The sequence below is a fragment of the Brevundimonas sp. genome, assembly GCF_052436175.1.
GTDB lineage: Bacteria > Pseudomonadota > Alphaproteobacteria > Caulobacterales > Caulobacteraceae > Brevundimonas.
On the sequence record NZ_JBQVNM010000004.1, the window covers coordinates 27,145 to 51,099 of the forward strand.

General features: G+C 64.9%; 20 protein-coding genes and 2 pseudogenes. 6 read left to right on the forward strand and 16 right to left on the reverse strand.

What is annotated here, in order from left to right:
- Position 1: 1 nt before the first annotated feature.
- The 3 genes and pseudogenes from ACT6QK_RS01845 to ACT6QK_RS01855 form a co-directional block, all read right to left on the reverse strand.
- On the reverse strand, positions 2–1,243 hold the full coding sequence (locus ACT6QK_RS01845; protein WP_444596124.1) for an AAA family ATPase: 1,242 nt from the start codon (positions 1,241–1,243) through the stop codon (positions 2–4).
- A 65-nt stretch (positions 1,244–1,308) separates the two neighbouring features.
- Complete coding sequence (locus tag ACT6QK_RS01850) at positions 1,309–1,893, reverse strand: recombinase family protein (RefSeq protein WP_444596125.1); 585 nt, start codon at positions 1,891–1,893, stop codon at positions 1,309–1,311.
- A gap of 195 nt (positions 1,894–2,088) precedes the next feature.
- Positions 2,089–3,414 (reverse strand): annotated as a pseudogene (locus tag ACT6QK_RS01855) (PIN-like domain-containing protein).
- Between the two features lie 264 nt (positions 3,415–3,678).
- Between ACT6QK_RS01855 and ACT6QK_RS01860 the strand changes: the two are divergent.
- Complete coding sequence (locus ACT6QK_RS01860) at positions 3,679–4,158, forward strand: MucR family transcriptional regulator (RefSeq protein ID WP_444596126.1); 480 nt, start codon at positions 3,679–3,681, stop codon at positions 4,156–4,158.
- A gap of 237 nt (positions 4,159–4,395) precedes the next feature.
- Entirely contained in the window at positions 4,396–4,875 is a 480-nt protein-coding gene (locus ACT6QK_RS01865; protein WP_444596127.1) for a hypothetical protein, read from the forward strand.
- Between the two features lie 437 nt (positions 4,876–5,312).
- On the opposite strand, the gene ACT6QK_RS01870 is transcribed toward ACT6QK_RS01865, so the two are convergent.
- Positions 5,313–6,191: an EamA family transporter gene (locus ACT6QK_RS01870; protein WP_444596128.1), complete on the reverse strand. Its 879-nt coding sequence runs from the start codon at positions 6,189–6,191 to the stop codon at positions 5,313–5,315.
- Positions 6,192–6,272: 81 nt separating this feature from the next.
- Between ACT6QK_RS01870 and ACT6QK_RS01875 the strand changes: the two genes are divergently transcribed.
- The gene (locus tag ACT6QK_RS01875; protein WP_444596129.1) at positions 6,273–6,842 is read left to right on the forward strand and encodes an NUDIX domain-containing protein; all 570 of its coding nucleotides are present in this window, start codon (positions 6,273–6,275) and stop codon (positions 6,840–6,842) included.
- An 87-nt stretch (positions 6,843–6,929) separates the two neighbouring features.
- Here the strand turns inward: ACT6QK_RS01875 and typA are convergent.
- A pseudogene (gene typA / locus ACT6QK_RS01880) lies at positions 6,930–8,762 on the reverse strand (translational GTPase TypA).
- 162 nt (positions 8,763–8,924) lie between these two features.
- On the reverse strand, positions 8,925–9,158 hold the full coding sequence (locus ACT6QK_RS01885) for a DUF1674 domain-containing protein (protein ID WP_444596130.1): 234 nt from the start codon (positions 9,156–9,158) through the stop codon (positions 8,925–8,927).
- 80 nt (positions 9,159–9,238) lie between these two features.
- Between ACT6QK_RS01885 and ACT6QK_RS01890 the strand changes: the two genes are divergently transcribed.
- Both ACT6QK_RS01890 and ACT6QK_RS01895 read left to right on the forward strand, forming a co-directional pair.
- Positions 9,239–10,489 carry an NAD-dependent epimerase/dehydratase family protein gene (locus ACT6QK_RS01890; protein ID WP_444596131.1) on the forward strand — a complete coding sequence of 417 codons (1,251 nt, stop codon included), beginning with the start codon at positions 9,239–9,241 and terminating at the stop codon, positions 10,487–10,489.
- A complete protein-coding gene (locus tag ACT6QK_RS01895) occupies positions 10,486–11,337 on the forward strand; it encodes an SDR family NAD(P)-dependent oxidoreductase (protein WP_444596182.1) in 852 nt (283 codons plus the stop codon). The genes ACT6QK_RS01890 and ACT6QK_RS01895 overlap by 4 nt, the downstream gene beginning before the upstream one ends.
- A gap of 184 nt (positions 11,338–11,521) precedes the next feature.
- Here ACT6QK_RS01895 and ACT6QK_RS01900 read toward each other — a convergent pair whose 3' ends face one another.
- The 10 genes from ACT6QK_RS01900 to ACT6QK_RS01945 all read right to left on the reverse strand — a co-directional run bounded on the left by ACT6QK_RS01900 (position 11,522) and on the right by ACT6QK_RS01945 (position 22,993).
- Complete coding sequence (locus ACT6QK_RS01900; RefSeq protein WP_444596132.1) at positions 11,522–12,142, reverse strand: DUF1134 domain-containing protein; 621 nt, start codon at positions 12,140–12,142, stop codon at positions 11,522–11,524.
- 250 nt (positions 12,143–12,392) lie between these two features.
- A complete protein-coding gene (gene pheT, locus ACT6QK_RS01905) occupies positions 12,393–14,816 on the reverse strand; it encodes a phenylalanine--tRNA ligase subunit beta (RefSeq protein WP_444596133.1) in 2,424 nt (807 codons plus the stop codon).
- Positions 14,813–15,205, reverse strand: a complete 393-nt coding sequence (locus tag ACT6QK_RS01910) for a hypothetical protein (protein WP_444596134.1) — start codon at positions 15,203–15,205, stop codon at positions 14,813–14,815. Before ACT6QK_RS01910 ends, pheT begins: the two co-directional genes overlap by 4 nt.
- Positions 15,206–15,209: 4 nt before the next feature.
- The gene (gene pheS / locus ACT6QK_RS01915) at positions 15,210–16,286 is read right to left on the reverse strand and encodes a phenylalanine--tRNA ligase subunit alpha (RefSeq protein ID WP_444596135.1); all 1,077 of its coding nucleotides are present in this window, start codon (positions 16,284–16,286) and stop codon (positions 15,210–15,212) included.
- 86 nt (positions 16,287–16,372) lie between these two features.
- Positions 16,373–16,732, reverse strand: coding sequence for a 50S ribosomal protein L20 (rplT, locus tag ACT6QK_RS01920; RefSeq protein WP_444596136.1), 360 nt, complete (start codon positions 16,730–16,732; stop codon positions 16,373–16,375).
- Positions 16,733–16,841: 109 nt separating this feature from the next.
- A complete protein-coding gene (gene rpmI, locus ACT6QK_RS01925) occupies positions 16,842–17,039 on the reverse strand; it encodes a 50S ribosomal protein L35 (RefSeq protein ID WP_029416075.1) in 198 nt (65 codons plus the stop codon).
- A 180-nt stretch (positions 17,040–17,219) separates the two neighbouring features.
- Entirely contained in the window at positions 17,220–19,211 is a 1,992-nt protein-coding gene (locus tag ACT6QK_RS01930) for an alpha/beta hydrolase family protein (protein ID WP_444596137.1), read from the reverse strand.
- Positions 19,212–19,222: 11 nt separating this feature from the next.
- Complete coding sequence (locus tag ACT6QK_RS01935; protein WP_444596138.1) at positions 19,223–21,199, reverse strand: alpha/beta hydrolase family protein; 1,977 nt, start codon at positions 21,197–21,199, stop codon at positions 19,223–19,225.
- A gap of 169 nt (positions 21,200–21,368) precedes the next feature.
- Positions 21,369–21,890 (reverse strand): translation initiation factor IF-3, encoded by a 522-nt coding sequence (gene infC, locus ACT6QK_RS01940; protein WP_444596139.1) that lies wholly within the window; start codon positions 21,888–21,890, stop codon positions 21,369–21,371.
- A gap of 146 nt (positions 21,891–22,036) precedes the next feature.
- On the reverse strand, positions 22,037–22,993 hold the full coding sequence (locus ACT6QK_RS01945; protein WP_444596140.1) for a glycosyltransferase family 9 protein: 957 nt from the start codon (positions 22,991–22,993) through the stop codon (positions 22,037–22,039).
- Positions 22,994–23,196: 203 nt separating this feature from the next.
- Between ACT6QK_RS01945 and ACT6QK_RS01950 the strand changes: the two genes are divergently transcribed.
- Positions 23,197–23,943, forward strand: coding sequence for an alpha/beta fold hydrolase (locus ACT6QK_RS01950; protein WP_444596141.1), 747 nt, complete (start codon positions 23,197–23,199; stop codon positions 23,941–23,943).
- Positions 23,944–23,955: the final 12 nt, after the last annotated feature.

Sequence of the window (23,955 nt, forward strand, 5' to 3'; positions counted from 1 at the left end):
CTTACCCCCGAATATGATCGATACCGATCTTTACGCCAGCACGTTCGGCGCGAAGTCTTACATATCCTCTGACCACATTCTCCCGAAAACCGTACCACCCCTGCTGGTTTCCCACTATAATTCTTCCGTGACTTTCCGTCTTCAGCTTATTCATTCTCTGGTAGAATGCCTCCTTAGAGAGTGCCTTCCTAGAGTTCATTGAATCCATTATTTCTAAGTATGAATTTTGGAATATATCACTCACCTGCCTAGACATTAGCGTCCCGTCGGCAACGGACCATAGAACATCTTGATAGTCTTCAGAAAGTTTATGCTTTTGAGTTGCGAGCTCATAAGCTTGCTTAAGAGAGGTCTGAGACTCTTCAATAGCGGATTGAATCCCCATTTTATAATGATCTTTGCTTACGATTTTGACATTTTCATGATCATCGAAAACCTGCCAAAATATCTTCTCACCCATCAGGTGTATATAGTAGGGAAAGCCATCACTAATTTGACCGATGCGGATAATGCTGTCTCGATCAATTTTAACGTCGAACCTTTCGCAGGCCGCCTCAATTATTTTCCACCTTGAATCGTGGGGGATTTGGTCAAGAGAAACCGCAGCTAGGTATCTATCTGTCGATAAATGTGTTCCAATAAGCTCTTCAAGAGATCGTCCGATGCCGCAAATAATAAGTCTAATATTCACGTCCTGATCAGAAAGCTGCTTGATCAGGTCGGCAAAGTTTTTCTTCTCCGAGTCGCCCGGCAATTGATCAAATTCGTCAACTATAACGACGGCAGGCTGACCGCTCTTGGGAGCGATAGAGCGTAGGACTTCAACAACGTCGTTCATATTGCGCAATGTGGGTAGTTCTAGGCCGCTGTTTTGCATCGGGTCGGTCTGGAAAGCGTGGGATGAGCGCTGTCCAACTTGTGCCGCCTGCCCAGTCAGGACCAGTTGACGGCGCATGGCATCGACGAGTTCGAAAAACTTCGAGTCATTTTCACAGACGATTATCGGTGCATCCTCGCACGCGGGGCGGTGGAGCTGGAATGCCGTCTTTGCCAAAGACGTTTTCCCAACGCCGCGATCTCCATAGATGAAGATGTGCTTTCCCGGCGATCCTAGGGCGCGGCTAATCGCCCTCAGCTTCGCATCACGCCCATATAAATGCTCTGGACGAGAAATTGGCTTTGCCGGAGTGAAATAGAGGGGGAGCTCCGCGCTGAACGAAGCTTCATCAAACCCTTCAATCATCACGCACTCCTTTGCCGGAATGGAGACAGTAGGGTCAGTTGACCATCGTGTCACGAGGTCAGCCGCTATGGCTGAACCTGGCTCTTAACCGCACGTTGGATGGCCGACCGAGTGACGCCGTACTCTTTGGCTAGGTCTCCAAGTGAAGCTCCCTCAGATCGTTTGGTGCGAATTCCCGCAAGCATGGTCGCCGATAAGAGAGGCGGGCGGCCTAACCTCCGACCTTCACCCTTCGCCCTCTGGAGTCCGGACTGGGTACGCTCGACAAGGAGGTCCCTCTCGAACTCGGCAACGGCAGCAATGACACCCATGGTCATGCGACCTGCTGCGCTTGTCAGGTCAACCCCGCCTAGAGCCAAGCAGTGAACCCTTACTCCCGAGGTAGCCAGCCTTTCGACGGTAGCCCTGACATCCATGGCATTTCGCCCTAGACGATCCAGCTTGGTGACGATCAGTACGTCACCTTTCTCCAGCCGATCAGACAGCTTGGCAAACTGGGGACGCTCATAGGCGGCTACCGATCCTGAGATCGTCTCACATATGATCCGGTGGTCATCCACTGCGAAGCCAGCAGAGGCAATCTCTTGAATCTGGTTGTCGGTGGTCTGGTCGCCGGTGCTGACCCTGCAATAGGCGAATGTACGGCTCATTGGCTCGCTCCCTGTATCGAAAACCTAGATCGAAATTCTAGGTGTATCGAAAATGGGGTCAAGCTATTTTACGATACGGCCTGCGGTGGTGTATCGAAAACGGTCGATTTAGATGCAGCGTGCAAGGGATCGCTGTTGCACCTTCGCAAAGGCTAATGAGGTCGACAATCGCCAAAGCATCGTTTCTGAACCCCACTATCCAAACAAGCGAAGAGGTACAAATCTCCAAACATTTGAAAAGTCCATATACCCAACAGCGACGTTCGCTCTCTGCCCTCTTTCGATCTCTATGCTTGTCATCATTCCCACTAGTGACTGGCACATGGCGGCGCTGTTTCCAACAATAACTAACAGCCTCTGAGGATTAGAATTGTCAAATAACGGATCGTAATTAATTAGCATACTTTTCAGCAGGGGTAATTGTTCTGATGAGTATATATACTCAACATCGACAAACAGGTCTCCACCGTGGCTCTCTGTTATTTTTATGCCATACCCTTCTAGGTTTGGCGCTCCATTAATTATTCCTCCAATGCTCTCTGATATCCAGCTATAAACAGCGAACTGCACAGCATCTTTGGATATCGGAGTTGGGTTCAATAGCTCACTATGTATCTCGTCCAAAACGCCCGCTGCATATTTTATGGACTGATCATCAATATCCGCTTGAAGATATCTCTGAGCGCTCGCCAATACACTAGATGTGTCATACATTTTGAACCTTTTTACGCCCGCTAGTCTTGATATTTCTTCAGCTAACTCGGCTCTAGGCCCTATAGTTTTTCCAGAAACAACGAGCCACCAGTCATCTTTCTTGTCGTCGGTTATAAAAATCACGCAATCGCATGCCGAGTCGCTAAAGTTGGCCAGTATTTGTTGCCATATAATCAGATCGCCCAACTTAGATTCTTAATGAATTCCTGCATACGAAAACAACTCAGTTTTTGATTCGTCCCTATTGCCGGGAGGTATATTGTATTTCATGCGATATTCGTACGATGCTGACACATCATCAATAATCTTCTGATCCGGCTTGGGCCCTATTCTACCTTCAAATATAGCAAAGAGCTCTCGTTGGATGTAATCTTCGCCGTGTACATCAAAGTAATCGTTTTCTACAGACGACACTTGAGAGTTGAACGACTCAACAGCCGCCTGAACGGCGTCAGAGAAAGCCTTCGTGGCCACCACTGAGTAGTTTTGGTTGAGCTGAAGTTTGTTCATTTCGCTTTGAACGGTGCTCTGCCATCCTCTGGCTGCCGTTCTAATATCGTCGAATTTCTTCTTCTGACCAGCGACAACCTTGAGCCGAGAGCGATTGAACTCCAATGCCGCATGGTAGGGAAGCCACAAGCGATCCTTTACCGACGACATGAATTGGATCATGTCGGCTTGGACGGATTTTGGATATCTATAAAGATTCAATAGGGTGGAAGCATCGAACACGAAAGTAGCCGAGTTCCAAAGTTCCTCGGTCTCGGCGTCGGTTAGCTTGTGGTGGCCGGGGAAGGTGCTTTTCATTTTCTGCCAGCGCTTATCAGTCGATTAGCGGAGGCTAGCCGCCATCGTGGCGAGTTGGAAGCGACCACATGAGTCCTAACTGCCGACTTCCAGCGATCTTGGATGCCGCCCTCTTCCGCACATGAAATGTAAGCACGACAAAAAATCCCTGAAAAATAGGATGGGCCGATTTCTGAACCACGATCTCCGCGAGAAATTGTCAGTGCAATGATTGCAACGGCCTAGGATCGTATTATCCGAGGGTCTTCAGCAGGAAGAGAGACAATGAGCGAAGATATCTACAGCGCATCCGACGATAGCCTTGATGGCACCATCGAACTTGTCAGCGCCTATGTTTCAAACACCAATACGCGTCTGTCGCCGGATGAGCTTCAGAGCCTGATCCGCACGACCTATGCCACGCTCTCCAGCCTGACCACTCAGCCCGAGGCGGAAACCGAACCCGCTGAGAGCTACGCCAAATCCAAAGCTGAAATCCGCAAGTCAATTGGTGCGGAGAGCCTGACGAGCTTCATCGACGGCAAAGCGTACAAGAGCCTGAAGCGCCACCTGTCTACGAACGGCTATACGCCCGAGACCTACAAGGCGACGTTCGGCCTTCCTGCTGACTATCCGATGACCCATCCCGCTTACAGCGCCAGACGTTCGGAACTCGCAAAGTCGATTGGTCTGGGATCGAAGGGACGCCAAGCCAAAGCCGCTACGCCTGCCCCCAAAGGCCGAAAAGCTAAGGCTGCCGAATAGCCTCGAAGGTAAACGACAGTCGGTGACCAGTGATTAGCCCCGGCCTTTGTGCCGGGGTTTTTTGTACCTAACCGGCCGGTTATTGGTTCATTCCGGCCCATAAGCCCGCCTAACAGGCGCAATTCCTGCGTCGGATGCGCCCGTCAAGTATTAATTTGACAATCCAGTCATTTTCATGTATATAGATGTCTCGTATCAACAATTTTGAATAAGAACTAGAACAAAAAAATACAGTTAGTGAACAAAAAACTTATAGAAAAGGCCTATGCCGCATGGATGGGCGAGTGCGCTTGCGCGATAACAATCGTATTTAATCAAAAGAACGTCGGCTTACATAAGGGATATGAAGCGATCAGAGAATTCCACAGATTAGTGGATAGAGATCGATTTGGTGGGCGCTACTATGAGAGACCAGAGAGAGAACGGCTTTGGTTTCGGGTAAGCCCCGAAAAATGGGATGATCATCCTCACTTCCACGGCTTAATCGTGCTTCCAAAGGATCAGGTTGCAGCGGAAGGTTTCGACGCCGTACGTGAGAAATATGCAGCCTTTTGGAGCGAGCTATATCCTAACGGCTCTCTTCGCATAGAGGCGCTACACGACGGTCCCGGCTGGGTCTCATACGCGTCAAAGGAAAATAGCCTGACATCCTCTCTGACGGTCATCGACAGCCACCTACTGTCGCCGAAAGAAGTATGGGCGCCACAGCGCGACTAGGAGTTTGAACGGGCCTCCATCAAGCCCGTGAACGGTACAGAACGCACCCCATGTAGCTACGCGACCCGGTAAACGACTGTCTCCCTGCATCAAGAAGCCAACGCCTCGCTCCTCTGCTTCTGGGAGTGATGGCGCAGCTTTGCTTAGTGCTCAGCTATCCAACCTCTAACCCAAAATCTAACGACCAAGATCAACGATCCGGTGCTGAAAAACCCAACACCACAGCCTCCGATCAAGCGAAAGATTCTCAGGAAAGGAACCCAGCAAACCTCCAAGGTAGGGTTCAGCAGACTGGTCAAGGCAGCCCCGAACTGCTACACACGAGTGCACTACACGGTGCAATAACTGTCAACTAAGTCGTTGTTTTCCCTATAAAGATGGGGCCTCCCCTCGGCTCCACCAGGCGCTTCTCGAGACAAGTAGTCGCCGTCCCCGCGTCAGGCGGCGGGCGGCGGTGATGTCGTCGAACGTGCGCTCCAGGCCGCGCCGGCGCAGGCGAGGACGATGGCGGCGACGCCGGTCCACTGGAGCGGGGTCAGGGCCTCCTTCAGGATGATCCACCCGGCCAGGGCGGCCACGGCGGGCGAGGCGCTGAGCAGGACGCCGAAGACCCGGCGCGGCATCCGGGCCATGGCGAACATGTCCAGAAGATAGGGGATCATGCTGGACATCAGGGCGACGACGGCGCCGATCGCCAGAACCGGCGGGCTCCACAGGGCCGGCCCGGCGTGGATCAGGCCCAGGGGCGTGGTGATGAGGGCGGCCACGACCATGCCCGCCGCCACGCTGCGTCCGGCCCCGAGCGGGGCGACCCGGGCGCCGAAGACGATGTAGAGGCCCCAGCAGCCCCCGGCGCCCAGGGCGAACAGGACGCCGGGAATCGACAGGCCCTCCGTCCGGCCGTTCAGCGGCAGAAGGCACAGGCCGACGACGGCGAGGCCGATCCAGGCGAAATCCGTCGGCCGGCGCGAGGCCAGGCTGGCGACCGCCAGGGGGCCGACGACCTCGATGGAGACGGCCACGCCGATGGGGATGTAGGCGAAAGCCTTGTAGATCAGGATATTCATCAGCCCCAGCATGCCGCCGTAGCCGATCAGGGCCGTCAGGGTCGAACGGTCGGGCCTCAGTCGCCACAGGCGAAAGGCCAGGCCCAGGATCAGGGCCGACAGGCCGACGCGGATGGCGGCGACGCCCTCCGGGCCGACGAGCGGAAACAGCCCCTTGGCCAAGGCGGCCCCCACCTGGACCGAAATCATGGCGGCGCCCACGGCCAGAAAGGGGGCGGCGGCGTTCGTGGCGGCGGGTCTGTCGATCATGGGCGCCGCATTCCTTCTGGGGCGGGTCTCGTCTATCCCGGCGATCAAGGCCGGTCGAGCGGATCGGCCAGGAGGACGCGGATGGCCAGGCTGATCGCTGTGGAGGACCTGTATCGCGGCTGGTCGCGGCTGATGAAGGCCGCGATCGAGACGGACGGCGGGGCGATCATCACGCGCGAGGTCGAGGACCACGGCCACGCGGTCTCGGTCCTGCCCTATGATCCTGAGCGGCGGACGGCCTTTCTGGTGCGCCAGCTGCGCAGCGGGCCGCTGGTGGCGGGCGAGGTCGAGCCGCACCTGCTGGAGGCGCCGGCCGGGATGATCGATGCGGGCGAGACGGCGGAGACCGCCGCGCGGCGCGAGGCGCTGGAGGAGATCGGGGTGCGGCTGGGCGTCCTGACGCCTCTGGGGCGGGCCTTCAGCAGTCCGGCCATCACGACCGAGACCCTCACCCTGTTCCTGGCGACCTGTTCGGCGACGGACCGGGTGGCCGAGGGCGGCGGGCTGGAGGTCGAGCACGAGGAGATCGAGGTCGTCGAGATGGGTCTGGGCGACCTGGCGGCGCTCGCCGACAAGGGCGGTCTTGCGGACATGAAGACCCTGGTGCTTCTGTCCCGGCTGCGTCTCGAACGGCCGGACCTGTTCGCCTGACCCTCTGAAGCGAGCCTGACCTGAAACGAAAAGGCCGCCTCCCGGGCGGGAGACGGCCTGTCTTTCGGTCGCGAGGTGCGCCGGACCCTATTCGGGGCGCTGGCGCTTCTTGCGGAACGACGGGTTCAGCACCTGCTTGCGCAGGCGGATCGACTTGGGCGTGACCTCGACCAGTTCGTCGTCGTCGATATAGGCGATGGCCTGTTCCAGCGACATGACGCGGGGCGGGGTCAGGCGAACCGACTCGTCCTTGCCCGAGGCCCGGACGTTGGTCAGTTGCTTGCCCTTGATCGGATTGACGTCCAGGTCGTCCCAGCGGCTGTTCTCGCCGATGATCATCCCCTGATAGGTCTTCTCGCCGGCGCCGACGAACATGACGCCGCGCTCCTCGAGGTTCCACAGGGCGTAGGCCGCGGTTTCACCGTCCGAGTTGGAGATCAGCACGCCCTTCAGACGGCCGGCGATCTCCCCCTTGTGCGCCTCATAGTGGCTGAACACGCGGTTCAGCACGCCGGAGCCGCGCGTGTCGGTCAGGAACTCGCCCTGATAGCCGATCAGCGAGCGCGACGGGCATTTCAGCTGGATGCGGGTCTTGCCGGCGCCCGAGGGCCCCATGTCGGTCATCTCGGCCTTGCGAGCCGACAGCTTCTCGATGACGATGCCCGAGAACTCGTCGTCCACGTCGACCATGACGTCCTCGATCGGCTCCAGACGCTCGCCGTTCTCGCCGGTCTGGAAGACCACGCGGGGGCGGCTGATGGAGACCTCGAAGCCCTCGCGACGCATGTTCTCGATCAGGACGCCGAGCTGCAGTTCGCCGCGACCGGCCACCTCATAGGCGTCGCCGCCTTCGGTGGTGGTGACGCGGATGGCGACATTGGCCTCGGCCTCCTTCAGCAGGCGGTCGCGGATGACGCGCGACTGGACCTTGTCGCCTTCGCGACCGGCCAGCGGGCTGTCGTTGACCGAGACGGTCATGGAGATGGTCGGCGGGTCGATGGGCTGGGCGTCGAGGGGCTCGGTGACCTCCATGGCGCACAGGGTGTCAGCCACGGTCGCCTTGGACATGCCGGCGATGGCGACGATGTCCCCCGCTTCCGAACCCTCGTCCAGCGGCTGGCGCTTCCGGCCGCGGAAGGCCAGGACCTAGGAGCAGCGGCCGCGCTCGATCTCCTTGCCGACGCGGTCCAGGGCGTGAATGGCCATGCCGGGGACGGCCTTGCCGCTCTCGATCCGGCCCGTCAGGATCCGGCCCAGGAAAGGGTCGCTCTCGATCAGCACGTTCAGCATGCGGAACGGCTTGTCCTTGTTCTCGGCGACCTTGGGCGGCGGCACGTGACGCACGATCAGGTCGAACAGGGGGGCCAGGGTGTCGGACGGCTCGTTCAGGTCCAGTGTGGCCCAGCCCGCGCGGCCCGAGGCGTAGATGTGGGGGAAGTCCAGCTGTTCGTCGGTCGCGCCGATGGCGGCGAACAGGTCGAAGGCCTCGTTGTGGACGCGGTCGGGATCGGCGTGGGCGCGGTCGACCTTATTGATGCACAGGATGGGGCGCAGGCCCATCTTCAGGGCCTTGGTCAGGACGAACTTGGTCTGGGGCATGACGCCCTCTTCGGCATCGACCAGGATGACGCAGCCGTCCACCATGCCCAGGATCCGCTCGACCTCGCCGCCGAAGTCGGCGTGGCCGGGGGTGTCGATGATGTTGATCCGGGTCTCGCCCGCCTCGCCGTTCCACAGCACCGAGGTGCATTTGGCCAGGATGGTGATGCCGCGCTCTTTTTCCTGGTCGTTGGAGTCCATGGCCCGCTCGGTCGTGGCCTCATTGGCGCGGAAGACGCCGGACTGGGCCAGAAGCTGGTCCACCAGGGTGGTCTTGCCGTGGTCGACGTGGGCGATGATGGCGACGTTGCGAAGGTTCATGGTCGGTTCTTGTGTCGTTCAATGCGGACAGGCGGCCGTACGGATGCGGGGCCGCTCGAAAAAGGGCGTGTTTCGGGGAGCGCGCGCCTCATACAGGGGAAGCGGCGAAAAGGCCAGTAGCGCCGAAATCGGGCGAGGGAACGGCGGTCGCCTAACCCTCCATCAGAAATCGACGGCCAGGCCCTTCTTCTCCCAGTCGCCGTAGCGGGTGGGTTCGGGGCCGGATGGACCGCCGTGTTCGGTCGGAGCCTCGACCGCAGCCTCGACGGCGCGTCGAGCGGCGGCCTCTTCCAGAGCCCGGCGGGCGGCGGGGCTCAGCGGCCGCTCCGGCGTGGCGTGGGGCACGTCGGCGTTGAAGGCGGGGGCGCTCGCGGTCGTGTCCGGTTCCTCGGTCATGGGGCCGATATAGGGGCGACGGGTCGTCGCGTCACCCGCCGACGCTTTGCCCCGCCCCGCGCATAGTCTAGGCAGGGCGGGTGACGAAACGCGAACAAGGCGACGCGATGAAGGTTCTGGTTCTGGGCGGCGACGGATTTTGCGGCTGGCCCACGGCCCTGCATCTGTCGGCGCGCGGGTGGGAAGTCGTGATCGTCGACAACCTGAGCCGGCGCAACATCGACAACGAGCTGGAGGTCCAGTCCCTGACCCCGATCCGGCCGATGGGCGAGCGTATCGCTGCCTGGCGCGAACTGACGGGCCGCAGCATCGGCTTCGTCAACCTGACCCTTGGTCGGGATTTCGAGCGGCTGGTCCAGCTGATCCGCGACGAGGTCCCCGACAGCATCGTCCATTTCGCCGAGCAGCGCGCGGCCCCCTATTCGATGAAGTCGGCGCGGCACAAGCTCTACACCGTCGACAACAACCTCAACGCCACCCACCACGTCCTGGCCGCCATCGTCGAGAGCGGGCGGGACGTTCATCTGGCCCACCTGGGCACCATGGGGGTCTATGGCTATACGACCGCCGGACTGAAGATCCCCGAGGGCTATCTTAAGGTGACGGTGGACACCGACTTCGGCCCGACCGAGCAGGAGATCCTGTTCCCGCCGAACCCGGGCTCGATCTACCACATGACCAAGACCCAGGACGCCCTGCTGTTCCAGTTCTACGCGAAGAACGACCGCCTCAGGATCACCGACCTGCACCAGGGCATCGTCTGGGGCGCCCAGACCGAACAGACGCGGATGGACGAGCGGCTGATCAACCGGTTCGACTATGACGGCGACTACGGCACCGTGCTGAACCGCTTCCTGATGCAGGCGGCGGTCGGCTATCCCCTGACGGTGCACGGCGGCGGCGGCCAGACCCGGGCCTTCATCCATATCCAGGATACGGTGCGCTGCGTCGAACTGGCCCTGCAGAATCCGCCTGCGCGGGGCGACCGGGTCAAGATCCTGAACCAGATGACCGAAAGCCGCCGGGTGCGCGATCTGGCGGCCCTGGTGGCGGACCTGACCGGGGCGGAGGTCCGCAACGTCGCCAATCCGCGTCAGGAAGCCGACGAGAACGAACTGGTGGTGTCGAACGACCAGTTCCGTGATCTGGGTCTCAACCCCATCACCCTGGCAGAAGGGCTGATGGACGACGTGGCGGCGATCGCCCGCCAGTACGCCGACCGCGCCGACCTGAGCCGGGTGCCCTGCGTCTCCGCCTGGAACGCCGACAGGGCCGAGGCGATCGCGGAGGCGAAGAAGACCCCGGCCCCGGTGCGGGTGGTGCACGGCTGATGCTGCTGGTCTTCGGCGGCGGCTATCTGGGACGGGCGGCGGCGCTTGAGGCGATCCGGCGCGGCGAGGGCGCTCTGGCGACCTCGCGCGATCCCGACCGACGCGCGGCCCTGACCGCTGACGGCATCGAGGCCGTCGATCCCGGTGACGCCGAGGCCCTGACGGCGGCGGTGCGACGGGCGACGGCCATACTGGTCACCGCCCCGCCCCAGCCGGCGGGCTGTCCGGGACTGATCCGGCTATCATCCTTGGGGTCGGTGCTGGGCGAGGCCTGGCCGGACTGGATCGGCTATGTCTCGTCCACGGCCGTGTATGGCGACCGGGCAGGCGGCTGGACCTTCGAGGACGACGCCCTGCATGCGGCCTCTCTGGAGGGGGCGCGCCGGGTCAAGGCCGAGGCCGACTGGCTGGACGCCGGGCGCGGCATGGGGCTGACGGTGCAGATCTTCCGCCTGCCGGCCATCTACGGCCCCGGTCGCTCGGTCGTGGATCGGCTCAGGGACGGGACGGCGCGGCTGGTGAGGAAGCCCGGCCAAATCTTCAACCGCATCCATGTCGAGGACGCGGTCGCGGGCCTGTTCGCCTCCATGGCCCGGCCGAGGCCCGGCGGCGTCTACAACCTCGCCGACGACGAGCCGGCGCCGGCCGATGTGGTCATGGAATGGGCGGCGGCGCGCATGGGCCTGCCCGCCCCGCCCGAAGTCGACTGGACCGACCCCTCGGTCTCCGACGCCATGCGGCGCTTCTATCTGGACTCCAAGCGCGTCTCGAACGCCCGCGCCAAGGCGGAGCTGGGCTGGCGGCCGAAGTATCCGACGTATCGGGAAGGGTTGGCAGCGCTGATCTGACCCTCTCCCGGCGGGAGAGGGCTTGAGCCTCCGGGAGCGCAGCGATCGGCAAGGCGAAAGGGTGAGGGGCTCGCGTCTAAAAGGGAGCGGCGTCTTCACCCGCGCCACGGCCCACGCCGACTGACCCGCCAACCCCTCATCCGTCCGCTATGCGGCCACCCTCTCCCGCCGGGAGAAGGAAAGGTCAGAGTGGAATGATATTCCGCTGCCGCGAGTAGGCCATCGTCCCGACATTGGCGCCGAGACGCAGGCCGACGCCGGTGCGGACGGGGGCCAGGACGATACCGTCGGCGCGCTGATAGTTCACGCCCAGGCCGGCGATCAGATAGGCCGAACCCTCGACCCCCGGATAGCGGCGATAGATGGCGTCGGGGGTGAACAGGCCATAGACGAGGGTGAAGACCCGGCTGGCGTTGCCGCCGACATCCCAGCCGATCGAGATGCCCTGCCAGAAGACCTCGCGCGGCGGCTGGCCGTCCTTCATGTGCAGGGCGCCGCGGCCGTAGCGCAGGCCGACGCCGACGGCGCCGGCGCCCTCCTCGCCCGCGATATAGGCGGTGGGGCTGTCGCCCTGATCGGCGAAGATGCGTTCGATGGCGCCGCCCATGGCCTCGGCGGCGATGCCCAGTTCCCGCGACCCGGCGGCGATCAGCTCTTCGGACGTATAGGCCGGGGCGGTGGCGTCGTTGCGCACCGGATAGGCGGGGTCGTTGGCCGCGCCGCGCGTGGCGCAGGCGCCCAGGCCCAGAGGCGCGGCGGCTGCGGCGGCGACGAGGCCGGTGCGGATCAGTTGGCGACGGTGCATGGTCTGGCCTCGAGAGAGCGTGTCGCCCGTCGATGCGGGCCTGAAACCAGCCTCGCCGGGCATTGAGTCAGCCTTGGGGCGGCAAGGTTAACGGGGGATTACGGGCAGACCCGTCCCCCGGCCGTCACCCTCGGGCTTGTCCCGAGGGCCGGCCTGAAAACAGCGGCGCGCCCCGGGCTGTCGCACGTGCGCTGAAACGCCGGTCCTCGGGTCGAGCCCGAGGATGACGGCGGCACGGGAGGCGAAAGCCCTAGCCCCGCAGCTTCGCGCCCAGTTTCTCGATGGCGGCGACGATCCTGCCCGATACGGCTTCGATCTCGGCCTCGGTCAGGGTGGTCTCCCGCGGCTGCAGGACAACCTCCAGGGCGACGGATTTGAAGCCCTCCTCCACGCCCGGTCCACGATAGACGTCGAAGACGCGAACGTCGGCGATCAGGGTCTTGTCGGCCGAAGCGGCGGCGCGTGCCAGATCACCCGCAGGCTTGCTGTCCTCGACCACGAAGGCGAAGTCGCGGCTGAGCGGCATCAGGGTCGGCAGGTCGGCGTTTCCGCGCGCCTTGGATTTCGACTTCGGCTCGGGCAGGGCGTCCAGCACGATCTCGAAGGCCAGCATGGGCGCATCGGCGTCGAGCGCCTTGAGCACGCGCGGGTGCAGGGCGCCGAATTCGGCGACCACGACCTTGGGGCCCATCTGCAGCCGGGCCGAGCGGCCGGGATGCCACCAGTCTCGGTTCTGGCCCTGAACGAGCTGCAGGCCGGACAGGGGGGCGCCGATCTCGCCCAGCAGGGCCATCAGGTCGCCCTTGAGGCCGAACAGGGGGTCTTCGCCAGCCCCCGCCCAGTGACGCGGGGCGTGGGGGGCGATCAGGCCCGCGATGACGGTGCGCTGATCCTTCGGCCCGTCGCCCAGATAGATCGGGCCGATCTCGAACAGGGCGACGTCGGCGTGGCCGCGCGCGGCGTTGCGCGCCGCCGCCTGGATCAGGTTGGGCAGGGCGGAGGGCCGCATGCAGTCCAGTTCGGACGCGATGGGGTTCTCCAGATGCAGACGCTCATCCCCGCCGCCGAACAGGGCGGCCGTGGCGCGGCTGGTGAAGGACCAGGTGACGGCCTCGGCGTAGCCCATGGCCGCCAGCGCCCGACGGGCGATGCGGACCTGACCCTGACGCGGGTTCAGCACCCCGCGCGACGGCGCGCCCTGATCCGGCAGGGGCGTGTCGGGCAGGGCGTCGAAGCCTTCGATCCGCGCAACCTCCTCGACCAGATCGGCCGGGCCCTCGACGTCGCGACGCCAGGACGGCGGCGTGACGGTCCAGCGGTCATCGCCGCGCCCCGCGATGTCGAAACCGAGGGCGGTCAGGATCTCGACGATCCGGTCCTGCGTCAGGTCCATGCCCGACAGCCGCTTCACATAGGCCGGGTCGAAGGCGAAGGGCGCGGGGTTCGCCGGCGCCTGGCCCGCGACCACGATCTCGGACGGCTCGCCGCCGCACAGGTCGAGGATCAACCGGGTGGCCAGCTCCAGCCCCGGCACGACCGAGGCCGGATCGACGGTGCGGGCGAAACGGTACTGGGCGTCGGACGAGATGTTCAGGGCGCGGCCGGTCTGGGCCGTGACGATCGGGTCGAACCAGGCGCTCTCGACGAAGACGTCGGTCGTCTCGTCCGAACAGCCGGTGGACTCGCCGCCCATGACGCCGCCCAGGCCGATGGGGCGTTCGCCGTCGGCGTCGGCGATGACGCAGACGGAAGCGTGAGCCGCATAGGTCTTGCCGTCCAAGGCGATCAGATGCTCGGGCTCGCCGGTCTCCGACGAGACCTGACCCGGGCGGGCGACGATGGTCTGACCCACCAGCTTGCCTGCGTCATAGACATGCAGGGGCCGGGCGCGGTCGTAGGCGATCAGGTTGGTGACATCGACCAGCCGGTTGATCGAGCGCAGGCCGATGGCGGTCAGCTGGCGTTGCAGCCAGTCGGGCGAGGGACCGTTCTTCACGCCCCGGATCAGCCGACCGGCGAAGACCGGGCACTGTTCCGGCGCCTCCAGCCGGATGGAGATCGGGCAGGGGAAGCCGCCGCGCACCGGGGCGATGCGATAGTCGAGGAATTCGCCCAGTCCCGCGGCCGCCAGATCGCGCGCGATGCCGGACACACCCAGCCAGTCGGGCCGGTTGGGGGTGACCTCGAAATCGATGACCGGATCGGCGCCGAACAGGGCCGCCGCCGGGGTCCCGACCTGCAGATCGGCCGGCAAGTCCATGATGCCGTCGTCGGGACCATAGCGACCCTCGGGCTGTTCGAGCTCGGCGGCCGAACAGAGCATGCCGTTGGAGACGACCCCGCGCACCGGTTTCTCGACCAGGGTGACGCCGAGGCCCGGCACATAGGCGCCGATGGGGGCGTAGATGGTCACCAGCCCGGGCCGCGCATTGGGCGCGCCGCAGACGATCTCCTTCATCCCGTCGACGGTCTCGACCTGACAGACGCGCAGACGGTCGGCGTTCGGATGCTGGACCGCCTCGACGATGCGGGCGACGGTGAAGGGAGCCAGGGCGGCGGCCGGGTCGTGTATCTCCTCGACCTCCAGCCCGGCCATGGTCATGGCCTCGGCCACGCCCGCGACATCGGCCTCGGTCTGCAGATGGTTCTTCAGCCAGGAGAGGGTGAACTTCACGCCGGGCGGTCCCCGATGGTGTCGGCGAAGTTCTGGAGGAACTCCGGCGCGCCGGTGAAGCCGACGGCGAAGAAGTTGCAGCGCAGGAAGGTGCAGTCCTTGAAGGCGACGGCGCCGATCACCTTGTCGGGCCCGACCGGCGACAGGAGCAGGTTGCGCGGGTCGCCGCCCGAGAAGCCCATGTCGCAGGCGTCGAACTGGCAACCGCCGACGGGAATGATGACCGCCGGGCCTTCCAGCCGGCAGTCGATGAAGGTCTTGCCGACGATCATGTTCTCGCCGCGCCGCATGGCCTCGGCGATCAGGGTCGGGATCCAGATGTCGACCTTCTGATAGATCGGACCCGCGCCGTGGGACGGGAAGGCGATGGTGCTGGGGGTGTCGGTCATGGGATCAGCTCAGGCCGGAGGCCGGGTTGGGGGCCGCGAAGGCCGAGAAGCCGTAGTGGGCCAGCCAGCGGCTGTCGGCCTCGAACATGGGGCGCAGGTCGGGCACGCCGTATTTCAGCATGGCCAGACGATCCACCCCCATGCCGAAGGCGAAGCCCTGGTATTCGTCGGGGTCGATGCCGCAGTTGCGCAGGACATTGGGATGGACCATCCCGCAGCCGAGAATCTCCAGCCAGTCGTCGCCGGTGTTGAACTTCAGCTGGCCGCCCGAGCGGTCGCAACGGATGTCCATTTCGGCCGAGGGTTCGGTGAAGGGGAAGTGGTGGGGGCGGAAGCGCGCATCCACCGCGTCCAGCTCGAAGAAGCGGGCGATGAAGGTCTGAAGCGTCGTCTTCAGATGGCCCATGTGGATGTCGTGGTCGATGACCAGACCCTCGACCTGATGGAACATCGGGGTGTGGGTGGCGTCCGAGTCCTTACGGAAGGTCCGACCCGGCGCGATGATCCGGATCGGGGGCTTCTGCGACATCATGGTCCGCACCTGCACCGGACTGGTGTGGGTGCGCAGAACCTTGCGCTCGCCCGTTTCCGGATCGGGCTTCAGGAAGAAGGTGTCGTGCATCTCCCGCGCCGGATGTTTGGGCGGGAAGTTCAGCGCCGTGAAGTTGTGGAAGTCGTCCTCGATGTCCGGGCCCTCGGCCACGGCGAAGCCCATGTCGGCGAAGACGGCGATCATCTCGTCCATGACCTGCATGGTCGGATGGACCCCGCCCTTGCGGCGCGGCCGGGCGGGCAGGCTGAGATCGAGCGTTTCGGACAACAGCCGCGCGTCCAGCTCGGCGGCCTCCAGCTCGGCCTTCCTCGCGGCGATGGCGGCCGTGACCCGGTCGCGCAGGCCGTTGATCATCGGGCCCTGTTCGCGGCGCTCGTCGGGGCTCATCGCCCCCATGCCCTTGAGCAGGCCGGAGACGACCCCGGTCTTGCCGAGGGCCGAGACGCGGACGGCCTCCAGTTCGGCCACGGAGGCGGCCGAGCCGATGGCGTTGATCAGGTCGAGTTCGAGTTGGGGCAGATCGGTCATGGAGGCCGTCGTCTAGCGGTTAAGGCGCAAAGCAAAAAGCCCCCCGGCGCGGGCCGGGGGGCTTTTGATCGTTCAAGTCGCCCGGATCAGGCGGCTTTCAGCGCGTCCCGGACCTTGTCGGCGACGGCCTTGAAGCCGGCGCCGTCAGCGGCGATGGCGGCCAGAACCTTGCGGTCCAGTTCGATGCCGGCCTTGTTCAGGCCGTTGATGAACTGGGAGTAGGTGAAGCCTTCCAGACGGGCGGCGGCGTTGATGCGCTGGATCCACAGGGCGCGGAAGTTGCGCTTCTTGGTGCGACGGTCGCGATAGGCGTATTGCCCGGCGCGGTCCACGGCGGCCTTGGCCGTGCGGATGGTGTTCTTGCGGCGGCCGGAGAAGCCCTTGGCCTGCTCCAGAACCTTCTTGTGCTTGGCGTGGGACGTGACGCCCCTTTTGACGCGAGCCATGATTAGTCTTCCTTCGGAAGGCCCCTATCGTTCGCGCCGCGGGCGCTCACTGCTTGAGGGGCTTTGTTCAAACTGTGCGGTGAGATGTCGTCGATTTGCCTTGCGCCGATCAGGCGTAGGGCATGTAGGACTTGATCTTCTTGGCGTCGGCGTCGGCCATGACCGAGGTGCCGCGGTTCTGACGGATGTACTTCGAGTTGTGGCTGATCAAGCGGTGACGCTTGCCCGCAACGCCGGCTTTCACCTTGCCCGTCGCCGTCAGTTTGAAGCGCTTCTTGGCGCCCGACTTCGTCTTCAGTTTCGGCATTTCAGTTCCTTTTTGGGCTACCGTCCTGTGGACTGCTCGAGCCCGAGGGATGTGGTGGCTGGTTGTTCATGAACCGCCCAGGCATGCCTGTTCGCCCGGCGGTCCGGTACGCGAAGGCGCGGCTAGTAGGGGAAACGGGGCGGAAACGCAAGCCTGCAGACGGTTTGCGCCCCAGCCGCGTCAGTCCGGGGGGTTGTTGGCCTGAAGAAATCGCACCGTCTCGGTCAGCATCCGCGTGCGGGTGTCTCCGCGCGACAGCCAGTGATCCTCGCCGTCCAGTTCGATCAGCTCTACAGGCTTTCCGGCGCGGCGCAGGGCGGTCGCCATCATCCGGCTCTGATCGATCGGCACCACGGTGTCATCCTTGCCGTGGATCAGCAGGATCGGGGCGTCGGCCCGGTCGGCCAGTTGGGCCGGGGAGCGGGCGTTCAGGGATCGGTCGCCCGGACCGTCTCCGCCCATGAACCGATTCCAGTAGCGGACGGCCTGGTTGTCGCGCCGTTCGCCCCGTCCCGCCGCATAGGCGATCATCCGGCGCAGGTCCGACACCCCGGCCACGGAGACGGCGCAGCGATAGACGCCCGGATCCAGCGTCGGACCGGCCAGGGCGGCGTAACCGCCATAGCTGGCGCCGACGATGCAGACGCGCTTGGGATCGACGACCCCCTGCTCGACCAGATGCCGCACCCCGTCGGACAGATCGGTCTGCATCTTGCCGCCCCATTCGCCGTAACCCGCCTCCATGAAGGCGTCGCCATAGCCGGTCGACCCCCTGAAGTTGGCTTGAAGGACCGCATAGCCGCGCGAGGCCAGGGCCTGGGCCCACCAGTCGAAGCCGTTGACGTCGCGCGAGGCCGGGCCGCCATGGGGCAGCACGACCAGCGGCAGGTTGCGGGCCTCCCGCCCCGGCGGCGTGGTCAGATAGCCGTGGATATCCAGTCCGTCGGCGGCCTTGTAGGTCTGGACGGCGACCGGGGCCACCTGATCCGCCGGTATGGCGCCGTAGGCCTGGCCGATGGTGGTGAGGGCGGTGTTCGCCAGATCGAGCAGGTGATAGGCGCCGGGATCGCCCGGCCCGCTGGTGTAGACCACCGCCGACCGCAGGTCGTCGCTCCAGCTGACGATTGAGGGGGAGCCGTTGGGGAAATAGGCCTCGATATTGGCCCAGAGCTCGCCCGCCTGGGGGTCTGCGAAGGCGTAGCGACGCCCCGCGTCCTCCAGCCGGGTCGCCCCGATCAGGCGCCGCGTGACCGGATGGAACAGAAGGGCGTCCGGCTTGAACTCGAAGCGCACCGGCCGCCAGACGCCGGTTTCCAGATTGACGTTGAAGTATTCCGCGTCCTCGCGGCCTTCGCGGCTCAGGTCGGGACGGTCGGCGGCGACGATGACGCTGTCGCCGTTCATCCCAAGGCCGACCAGGCCGGGCGTGTCGACCGGCGCGGTCGTGCGCCAGGTCTCGCGGAGCTGGCCGCCCTGGCGCAGATGCAGGCTCCAGACCTTGGTGACCTCGTCATATTCGCTGGTCGCCGCCGACCGCCCGGACGGATCGAGGATATAGTCGTCGACGTCCCGGCTCATATACTCCGCCTGGCGCACCCGGCCGCTGGTCGGGTCCACGCGGTAGAGGCTTAGCCCTCTCGCGCTGCGAAACGAGTGGGCGCGCACGAAAATTCCCGGTCCGGCCTCGGTGGTGAGGACCTCGGCGGGGCCCATCATGGCGGGAAACAGGTCGCCGTCGGCGCCGAGCAGGGCGGTGATCCGCTGGCGGGCCGGATCGAAGATCTGTCCGAGCGAGAGTTCGCGCCGGATGATGCCCAGTTCGGGCAGGGACTCCATCGTGGAGGTGACGATCAGGACGTGGTCTTCGCCGATCCAGACCATGTCCCGGACCTTGACCTTGGCGATATCGCTGCTGCCCAGGGCCCTGCCTTCGGCCAGATCGACCAGGACGATGCGGCGTTCCTCGCCGATGACGGTGATCAGGGCGACCCGCCGCCCCGAGGGCGACAACTGCACCAGCTCGGTCGCCGGCAGAGCGCCATAGACCTCAAGCGGCGGCGGCGAGCCGGCGACGGGGGCTTGGGCGGCGGTCTGGGCCAGGACGGCGCTGGCGCCGGACAGGAGGGCGACAGCCAGGGCGACGGCGCCCGTCAGGCGTCGGATCGGCTTCATCGGCATGGTTCTCAGTCCGTCGGATTGTGCAGTTCCAGGAACCGGACGGTTTCCTGAAGCATGCGGATGCGGGTCTCGGCGCGCGAAAGCCAGTGGTCCTCGCCCAGCAGTTCGACGAGACGGTGGTGCTTGCCGGCGTCCTTCAAGGCGTCGGACATGACGCGGCTCTGCTCGATCGGCACGACGGTGTCGTCGCGGCCGTGGATCAGGAGGATGGGCGCATCGGCGCGCGCGGCCAGCTTGGCGGGGGAGCGCTCGTCCAGCGACCGGTCGCCGAGCCGTTCGGCGCCCATGAAGCGGTTCCAGTAGCGGACGGCCTCGCTGTCGCGACGGCCCCGGCGGCTGACGCCCACCACCATGCGGCGCAGATCCGACACCCCGGCGACGGAGACGGCGCACCGATAGACCCCCTGTTCGACCGTGACCCCCGCGAGGGCGGCGTATCCGCCATAGCTGGCGCCGACGATGCAGACGCGTTTCGGGTCGATGGTTCCGCGTTCGGCCAGCCAGCGTACGCCGTCGGAGACGTCCGTCTGCATCTTGCGGCCCCATTCGCCATAGCCGGCCTCGGTGAAGGCGGCGCCATAGCCGGTCGAGCCCCGGAAGTTCGGCTGCAACACCGCATAGCCCCGCGAGGCCAGGGCCTGGGCCCACCAGTCGAAGCCGCCGTTGTCGTGGCTGGCCGGCCCGCCGTGCGGCAGGGCCACCAGCGGCAGCCCCTTCGGATCGGCGACCCCGGGCGGCAGGGTCAGGTAGCCGTGGATCATCGTGCCGTCGGCGGCAGGGTATTCGATAGCTTCGACCGCACCGACCTGATCGGGCGCCACGCCCGGATAGGTCTCGCCGACGATATCGGCGCGGCCACGCGCGAAATCGACCAGCTGATAGACCCCGGTGCTGCCCTCGCCTCCGGTATGGACGATGACCTGGCGCAGATCGTCGCTCCAGGACGCCAGGGCCGGAGACTTGCCCGGGAAGGCCCGGCGGATCGCCGCCCAGCGCGCGGCGGCGGCGGTGTCGAGAAACTCATAGACCGCCCCTTCGTCGCCATTGTGGATGGCCCCGATCAGCAGGTGGCTGGACGGATGGAAGATCAGCCGGTCCGGTTCGGCCTGAAACGGCGGCCGCGTCCACTCGCCGGTGGCGACATCGACCTCATAGACCAAGAGCCCCGGCGGCGTTCCTTCGGGCTCCAGATCGGGGCGGGCCGCGTTGACCAGCACCGTGCCCGGCCGGGTTCCCAGTCCCATCAACGAGGGAATGTCCAGGGCGCTTTCGGTCATCCAGGCGGTGCGGAAACCGGAGCCCTGACGCAGGACCAGCGACCAGCGCTTGCCGTTGTCGTCATAGTTGGACTTGGCCAGCACCGACCCGTCGGCGTCCAGCACATAGCCGTCGATCTCATAGGGCATCTCGTGGGCCAGATGGCCGTAGCCGGTGGCGGGAACGATCCGGTAGAGGCTGACGCGCGGCGTTCCCACGACGGAGACGGCGCGCACGAAGACGGCGGCGCCCTGGGGCGTGTCGCGAATCTCCGGCGTGCTCATCAGCATGGGGGCGATGCCCGGCGTGGCCTCGAACACCCGGCGCGTGGACCGTTTGGCGACGTCGAAGGTGAGGCCGAACGCGAACTCCGACCGCGGAACGCCGAAGACGGGGATGGAGTCCGTTTTCGTCACCGTGATCAGGATGCGCTCGTCGTCGATCCATTCCAGGTCGCGCACCTTGGTCTCGCCCACGCGGGCGGCGGCCAGGATCTCGCCGGTGTCGAGACGCGAGACCATCATCATCCGCTCCTCGCCCGTGACGGTGACGCGGGCCAGCCGGTCGCCGCCGGGCGACAGGGCCGTCATCTCCAGGGCCGGCAGGGCGCCGTAGGCCTCGATCGGGGGCGGAGCGGGCGCCGACGGCGTCTGGGCTGCGGCCTCGAACGCCGCCGTTGAGCCGAGCGACAGGGTGAGCGCGGCCAGCAAAAGGCGAAACGACATGGACGGTCCTCGGCCGCGGTTACTGAGGCCAAACGGACCCCATGGACCGGACGGGGTCAAGAGCGGCGTTGAACGGCGCCCCGGCTCTCAGCCACAACGAAAAACGCCCCGGCCGGGACCGGGGCGTTCGGATCGTGCGCGCGTTGCGAAGCGACCCCTTCAGGAGGGCCTATTTGGGCGCCAGGATCATGATCATCTGACGGCCTTCCATACGCGGGGCGTATTCGACCTTGGCGATTTCGTCGAAATCGGCCTGGACCTTGTTGAGCAGCTTCATGCCCAGCTCCGGGTGGGCCATCTCGCGGCCGCGGAAGCGCAGGGTCACCTTGACCTTGTCGCCCTCGTCGAAGAAGCGATGCATGGCCTTGGCCTTCACGTCGTAGTCGTGGGTGTCGATGTTGGGACGCAGCTTGATTTCCTTGAGCTCGACGACCTTCTGGCGCTTGCGCTGCTCGGCCTTCTTCTTCTGCTCCTGGAAACGGAACTTGCCGTAGTCGAGGATCTTGGCCACCGGGGGTTCGGAGGTGGACACGATCTGAACCAGGTCCAGGCCCGCCTCCTCGGCGGCCTCCAGCGCGGCGGACGTCGGCATGACGCCCTGTTTTTCACCGTTCTGATCGATCAGCAGAACGCGCGGCGCGCGGATGTCTTGGTTCATGGGCGGCCCGTCCTTGACGGGCGGCTGGTTCATCGGACGGCGAATGGGCGTCGTTTCCTTGTGTGGACGAAGAGGTCTTGTCGTGTCGCAGGGGTTCGCGCGCGGTCTGGCGCCGCGTTCCCCAAGGGTCGCTATATGCGCCCGAAAGCCCGTTTTATCAAGGCGAGGCTGATCGAGCCCTAACGGCCCTCGCCCGCGATGAAGTCGTCGTGCAGGGCCAGGACGGCGTCGAAGACGTGATCCACCGTCAGAGCCTCGATGGGGGCGAACTCGCCGCGCGTCTCGTTGGAGGCGACGGTCCGCGTCTTCGGCCCCCAGGGACCGTAGAGCCACCATTCGGTCGGGCCGAACAGGCCCAGCGTCGGCCGGCCCAAGGCCGCCGACACATGCATCAGTCCGGAATCATTGCCGACGAACAGGTCGGCGCGGTCGATGGCGGCGGCGGAGGCCAGGATGTCGCCCTTGCCGACGAAATCGATGGCGCGATTCCCAGCCGTTTCGAGCGCGGGCGTCGCGGGCGGCCGGTCGCCCGGGCCGCCGACGGGCATGAAGCGCCAGCCCTCGAAGCGCGGATCGGCCATCAGGCGCGCCACGAGCTCGCCCCAGCGGTCGGCGGGCCAGCTCTTGCCGGGTTGGTGGGCGATGGGCGCCAAGGCGATGATCCGGCCCGGCCCGGGACCGGCGGCGAGTTGCGGGTCGATGACGGCTGCCGCCTCGGCCCGGGCCCGGTCGTCGAGCCAGATCTCAGGGTCTAGCGGCGTGTCCGACCCCATCAGGCGCGAAACCATCTCGACCTTGCGCAGGCCCGTCTCCCACGAGCGGTTGTAGACCACGCGCCGCTTCGCCGGGATCAGATAGCTCAGGGCCGAACCGCGAATGTCGACGACCAGGTCCCAGCGGATCGAGCGCGCCTGTTTCCACAGGTCGAACCAGTGGCCGGCCATCTTCTTCTTGTCGAGAATGATGACCCGCTCGACGCCCGGGGCGGAACGGAAGAAGGGGGCGGGCGGACGGCCGCAGGCCACGGTGATCGCGGCGCCCGGCAACTGGCGGCCGATCTCGCGGATCACGCCCGAGGAGATGACGCAGTCGCCGATGCGGTTGGAGCTGACGAACAGGACTTTCGGTGCGGACAACGGAGGACCTCATTCCGTCATCCTCGGGCTTGACCCGAGGATCGAGGGCGCCGCGCGAAAGATGCGGGACAGGGATGGCTGTCGGCGGGCCGACTTCGTCGCCCGATGTGCGGCACGTCCGATCCTCGGGTCAAGCCCGAGGATGACGAAGTCGGGTCAAGCCCGAGGATGACGGATCGGGAAGGGACGTGCGAAAAGAGGCCATGACCGACATCGAACACGTGCGCCGCCCCGACGGCGAGACCCTGGCCCTGAAACGGGTCGAGGGCGCCGGCCCGACCGTGGTCTGGATCGGCGGCTTTCGCTCCGACATGGAGGGGACCAAGGCCCTGGCCCTCGACGCCGCCGCGCGTGAGCGGGGCTGGGCCTTCGTCCGCTATGATCATTTCGCCCACGGCCGGTCCTCGGGCGACTGGCGCCAGGCCACCATCGGGCGGTGGCGCGAGGACGCCATCGGATTGATCGATTCTCTGGAGGGCCCGGTCATTCCTGTGGGCTCGTCGATGGGCGGCTGGGTCGCCCTGTTACTGGCCCTGGCGCGGCCCGACCGGATCGTGGGCACGGTGCTGGTCAACCCGGCCCAGGATTTCACCGAACGTCTGATGTGGCCGGGTCTGGCCGATCATGAGCGGCAGGCGATCCTGCGCGAGGGCGAGACGGTCGTGGTCGAGGAAGGCCTGGGTGAGTATGTCCTGACCCGCCGGATGTTCGAGGAGGCGCGCGACTGGTTGCTGCTGGACGGCGCCATCCCGATCACGACGCCGGTGCACATCCTGCAGGGCCGGGCCGATGATGTGGTGCCCTGGCGGCATCAGATGGAGCTGATCGAGCGGTTGCACGGCGCCGACGTCCTGCTGGACCTCGTGGAGGGTGGCGACCATCGCCTGTCCGGCGAGGCGGACCTGACGCGACTGATCAATGCGGTGGAGGCGATGCGGGCGCGGGGCTGAGAACCCCGCCGA

Bases quoted from the DNA above. Each gene is read 5' to 3' on its own strand.
- ACT6QK_RS01870 (WP_444596128.1), bottom strand. From the start codon at position 6,191: ATGATCGACAGACCCGCCGCCACGAACGCCGCCGCCCCCTTTCTGGCC.
- ACT6QK_RS01935 (WP_444596138.1), bottom strand. From the start codon at position 21,199: ATGTCGTTTCGCCTTTTGCTGGCCGCGCTCACCCTGTCGCTCGGCTCA.
- ACT6QK_RS01845 (WP_444596124.1), bottom strand. From the start codon at position 1,243: ATGATTGAAGGGTTTGATGAAGCTTCGTTCAGCGCGGAGCTCCCCCTC.
- rplT (WP_444596136.1), bottom strand. From the start codon at position 16,732: ATGGCTCGCGTCAAAAGGGGCGTCACGTCCCACGCCAAGCACAAGAAG.
- pheS (WP_444596135.1), bottom strand. From the start codon at position 16,286: ATGACCGATCTGCCCCAACTCGAACTCGACCTGATCAACGCCATCGGC.
- ACT6QK_RS01930 (WP_444596137.1), bottom strand. From the start codon at position 19,211: ATGAAGCCGATCCGACGCCTGACGGGCGCCGTCGCCCTGGCTGTCGCC.
- ACT6QK_RS01910 (WP_444596134.1), bottom strand. From the start codon at position 15,205: ATGACCGACACCCCCAGCACCATCGCCTTCCCGTCCCACGGCGCGGGT.
- ACT6QK_RS01885 (WP_444596130.1), bottom strand. From the start codon at position 9,158: ATGACCGAGGAACCGGACACGACCGCGAGCGCCCCCGCCTTCAACGCC.
- ACT6QK_RS01900 (WP_444596132.1), bottom strand. From the start codon at position 12,142: ATGCACCGTCGCCAACTGATCCGCACCGGCCTCGTCGCCGCCGCAGCC.
- ACT6QK_RS01875 (WP_444596129.1), top strand. From the start codon at position 6,273: ATGGCCAGGCTGATCGCTGTGGAGGACCTGTATCGCGGCTGGTCGCGG.
- infC (WP_444596139.1), bottom strand. From the start codon at position 21,890: ATGAACCAGCCGCCCGTCAAGGACGGGCCGCCCATGAACCAAGACATC.
- rpmI (WP_029416075.1), bottom strand. From the start codon at position 17,039: ATGCCGAAACTGAAGACGAAGTCGGGCGCCAAGAAGCGCTTCAAACTG.
- ACT6QK_RS01860 (WP_444596126.1), top strand. From the start codon at position 3,679: ATGAGCGAAGATATCTACAGCGCATCCGACGATAGCCTTGATGGCACC.
- ACT6QK_RS01950 (WP_444596141.1), top strand. From the start codon at position 23,197: ATGACCGACATCGAACACGTGCGCCGCCCCGACGGCGAGACCCTGGCC.
- ACT6QK_RS01850 (WP_444596125.1), bottom strand. From the start codon at position 1,893: ATGAGCCGTACATTCGCCTATTGCAGGGTCAGCACCGGCGACCAGACC.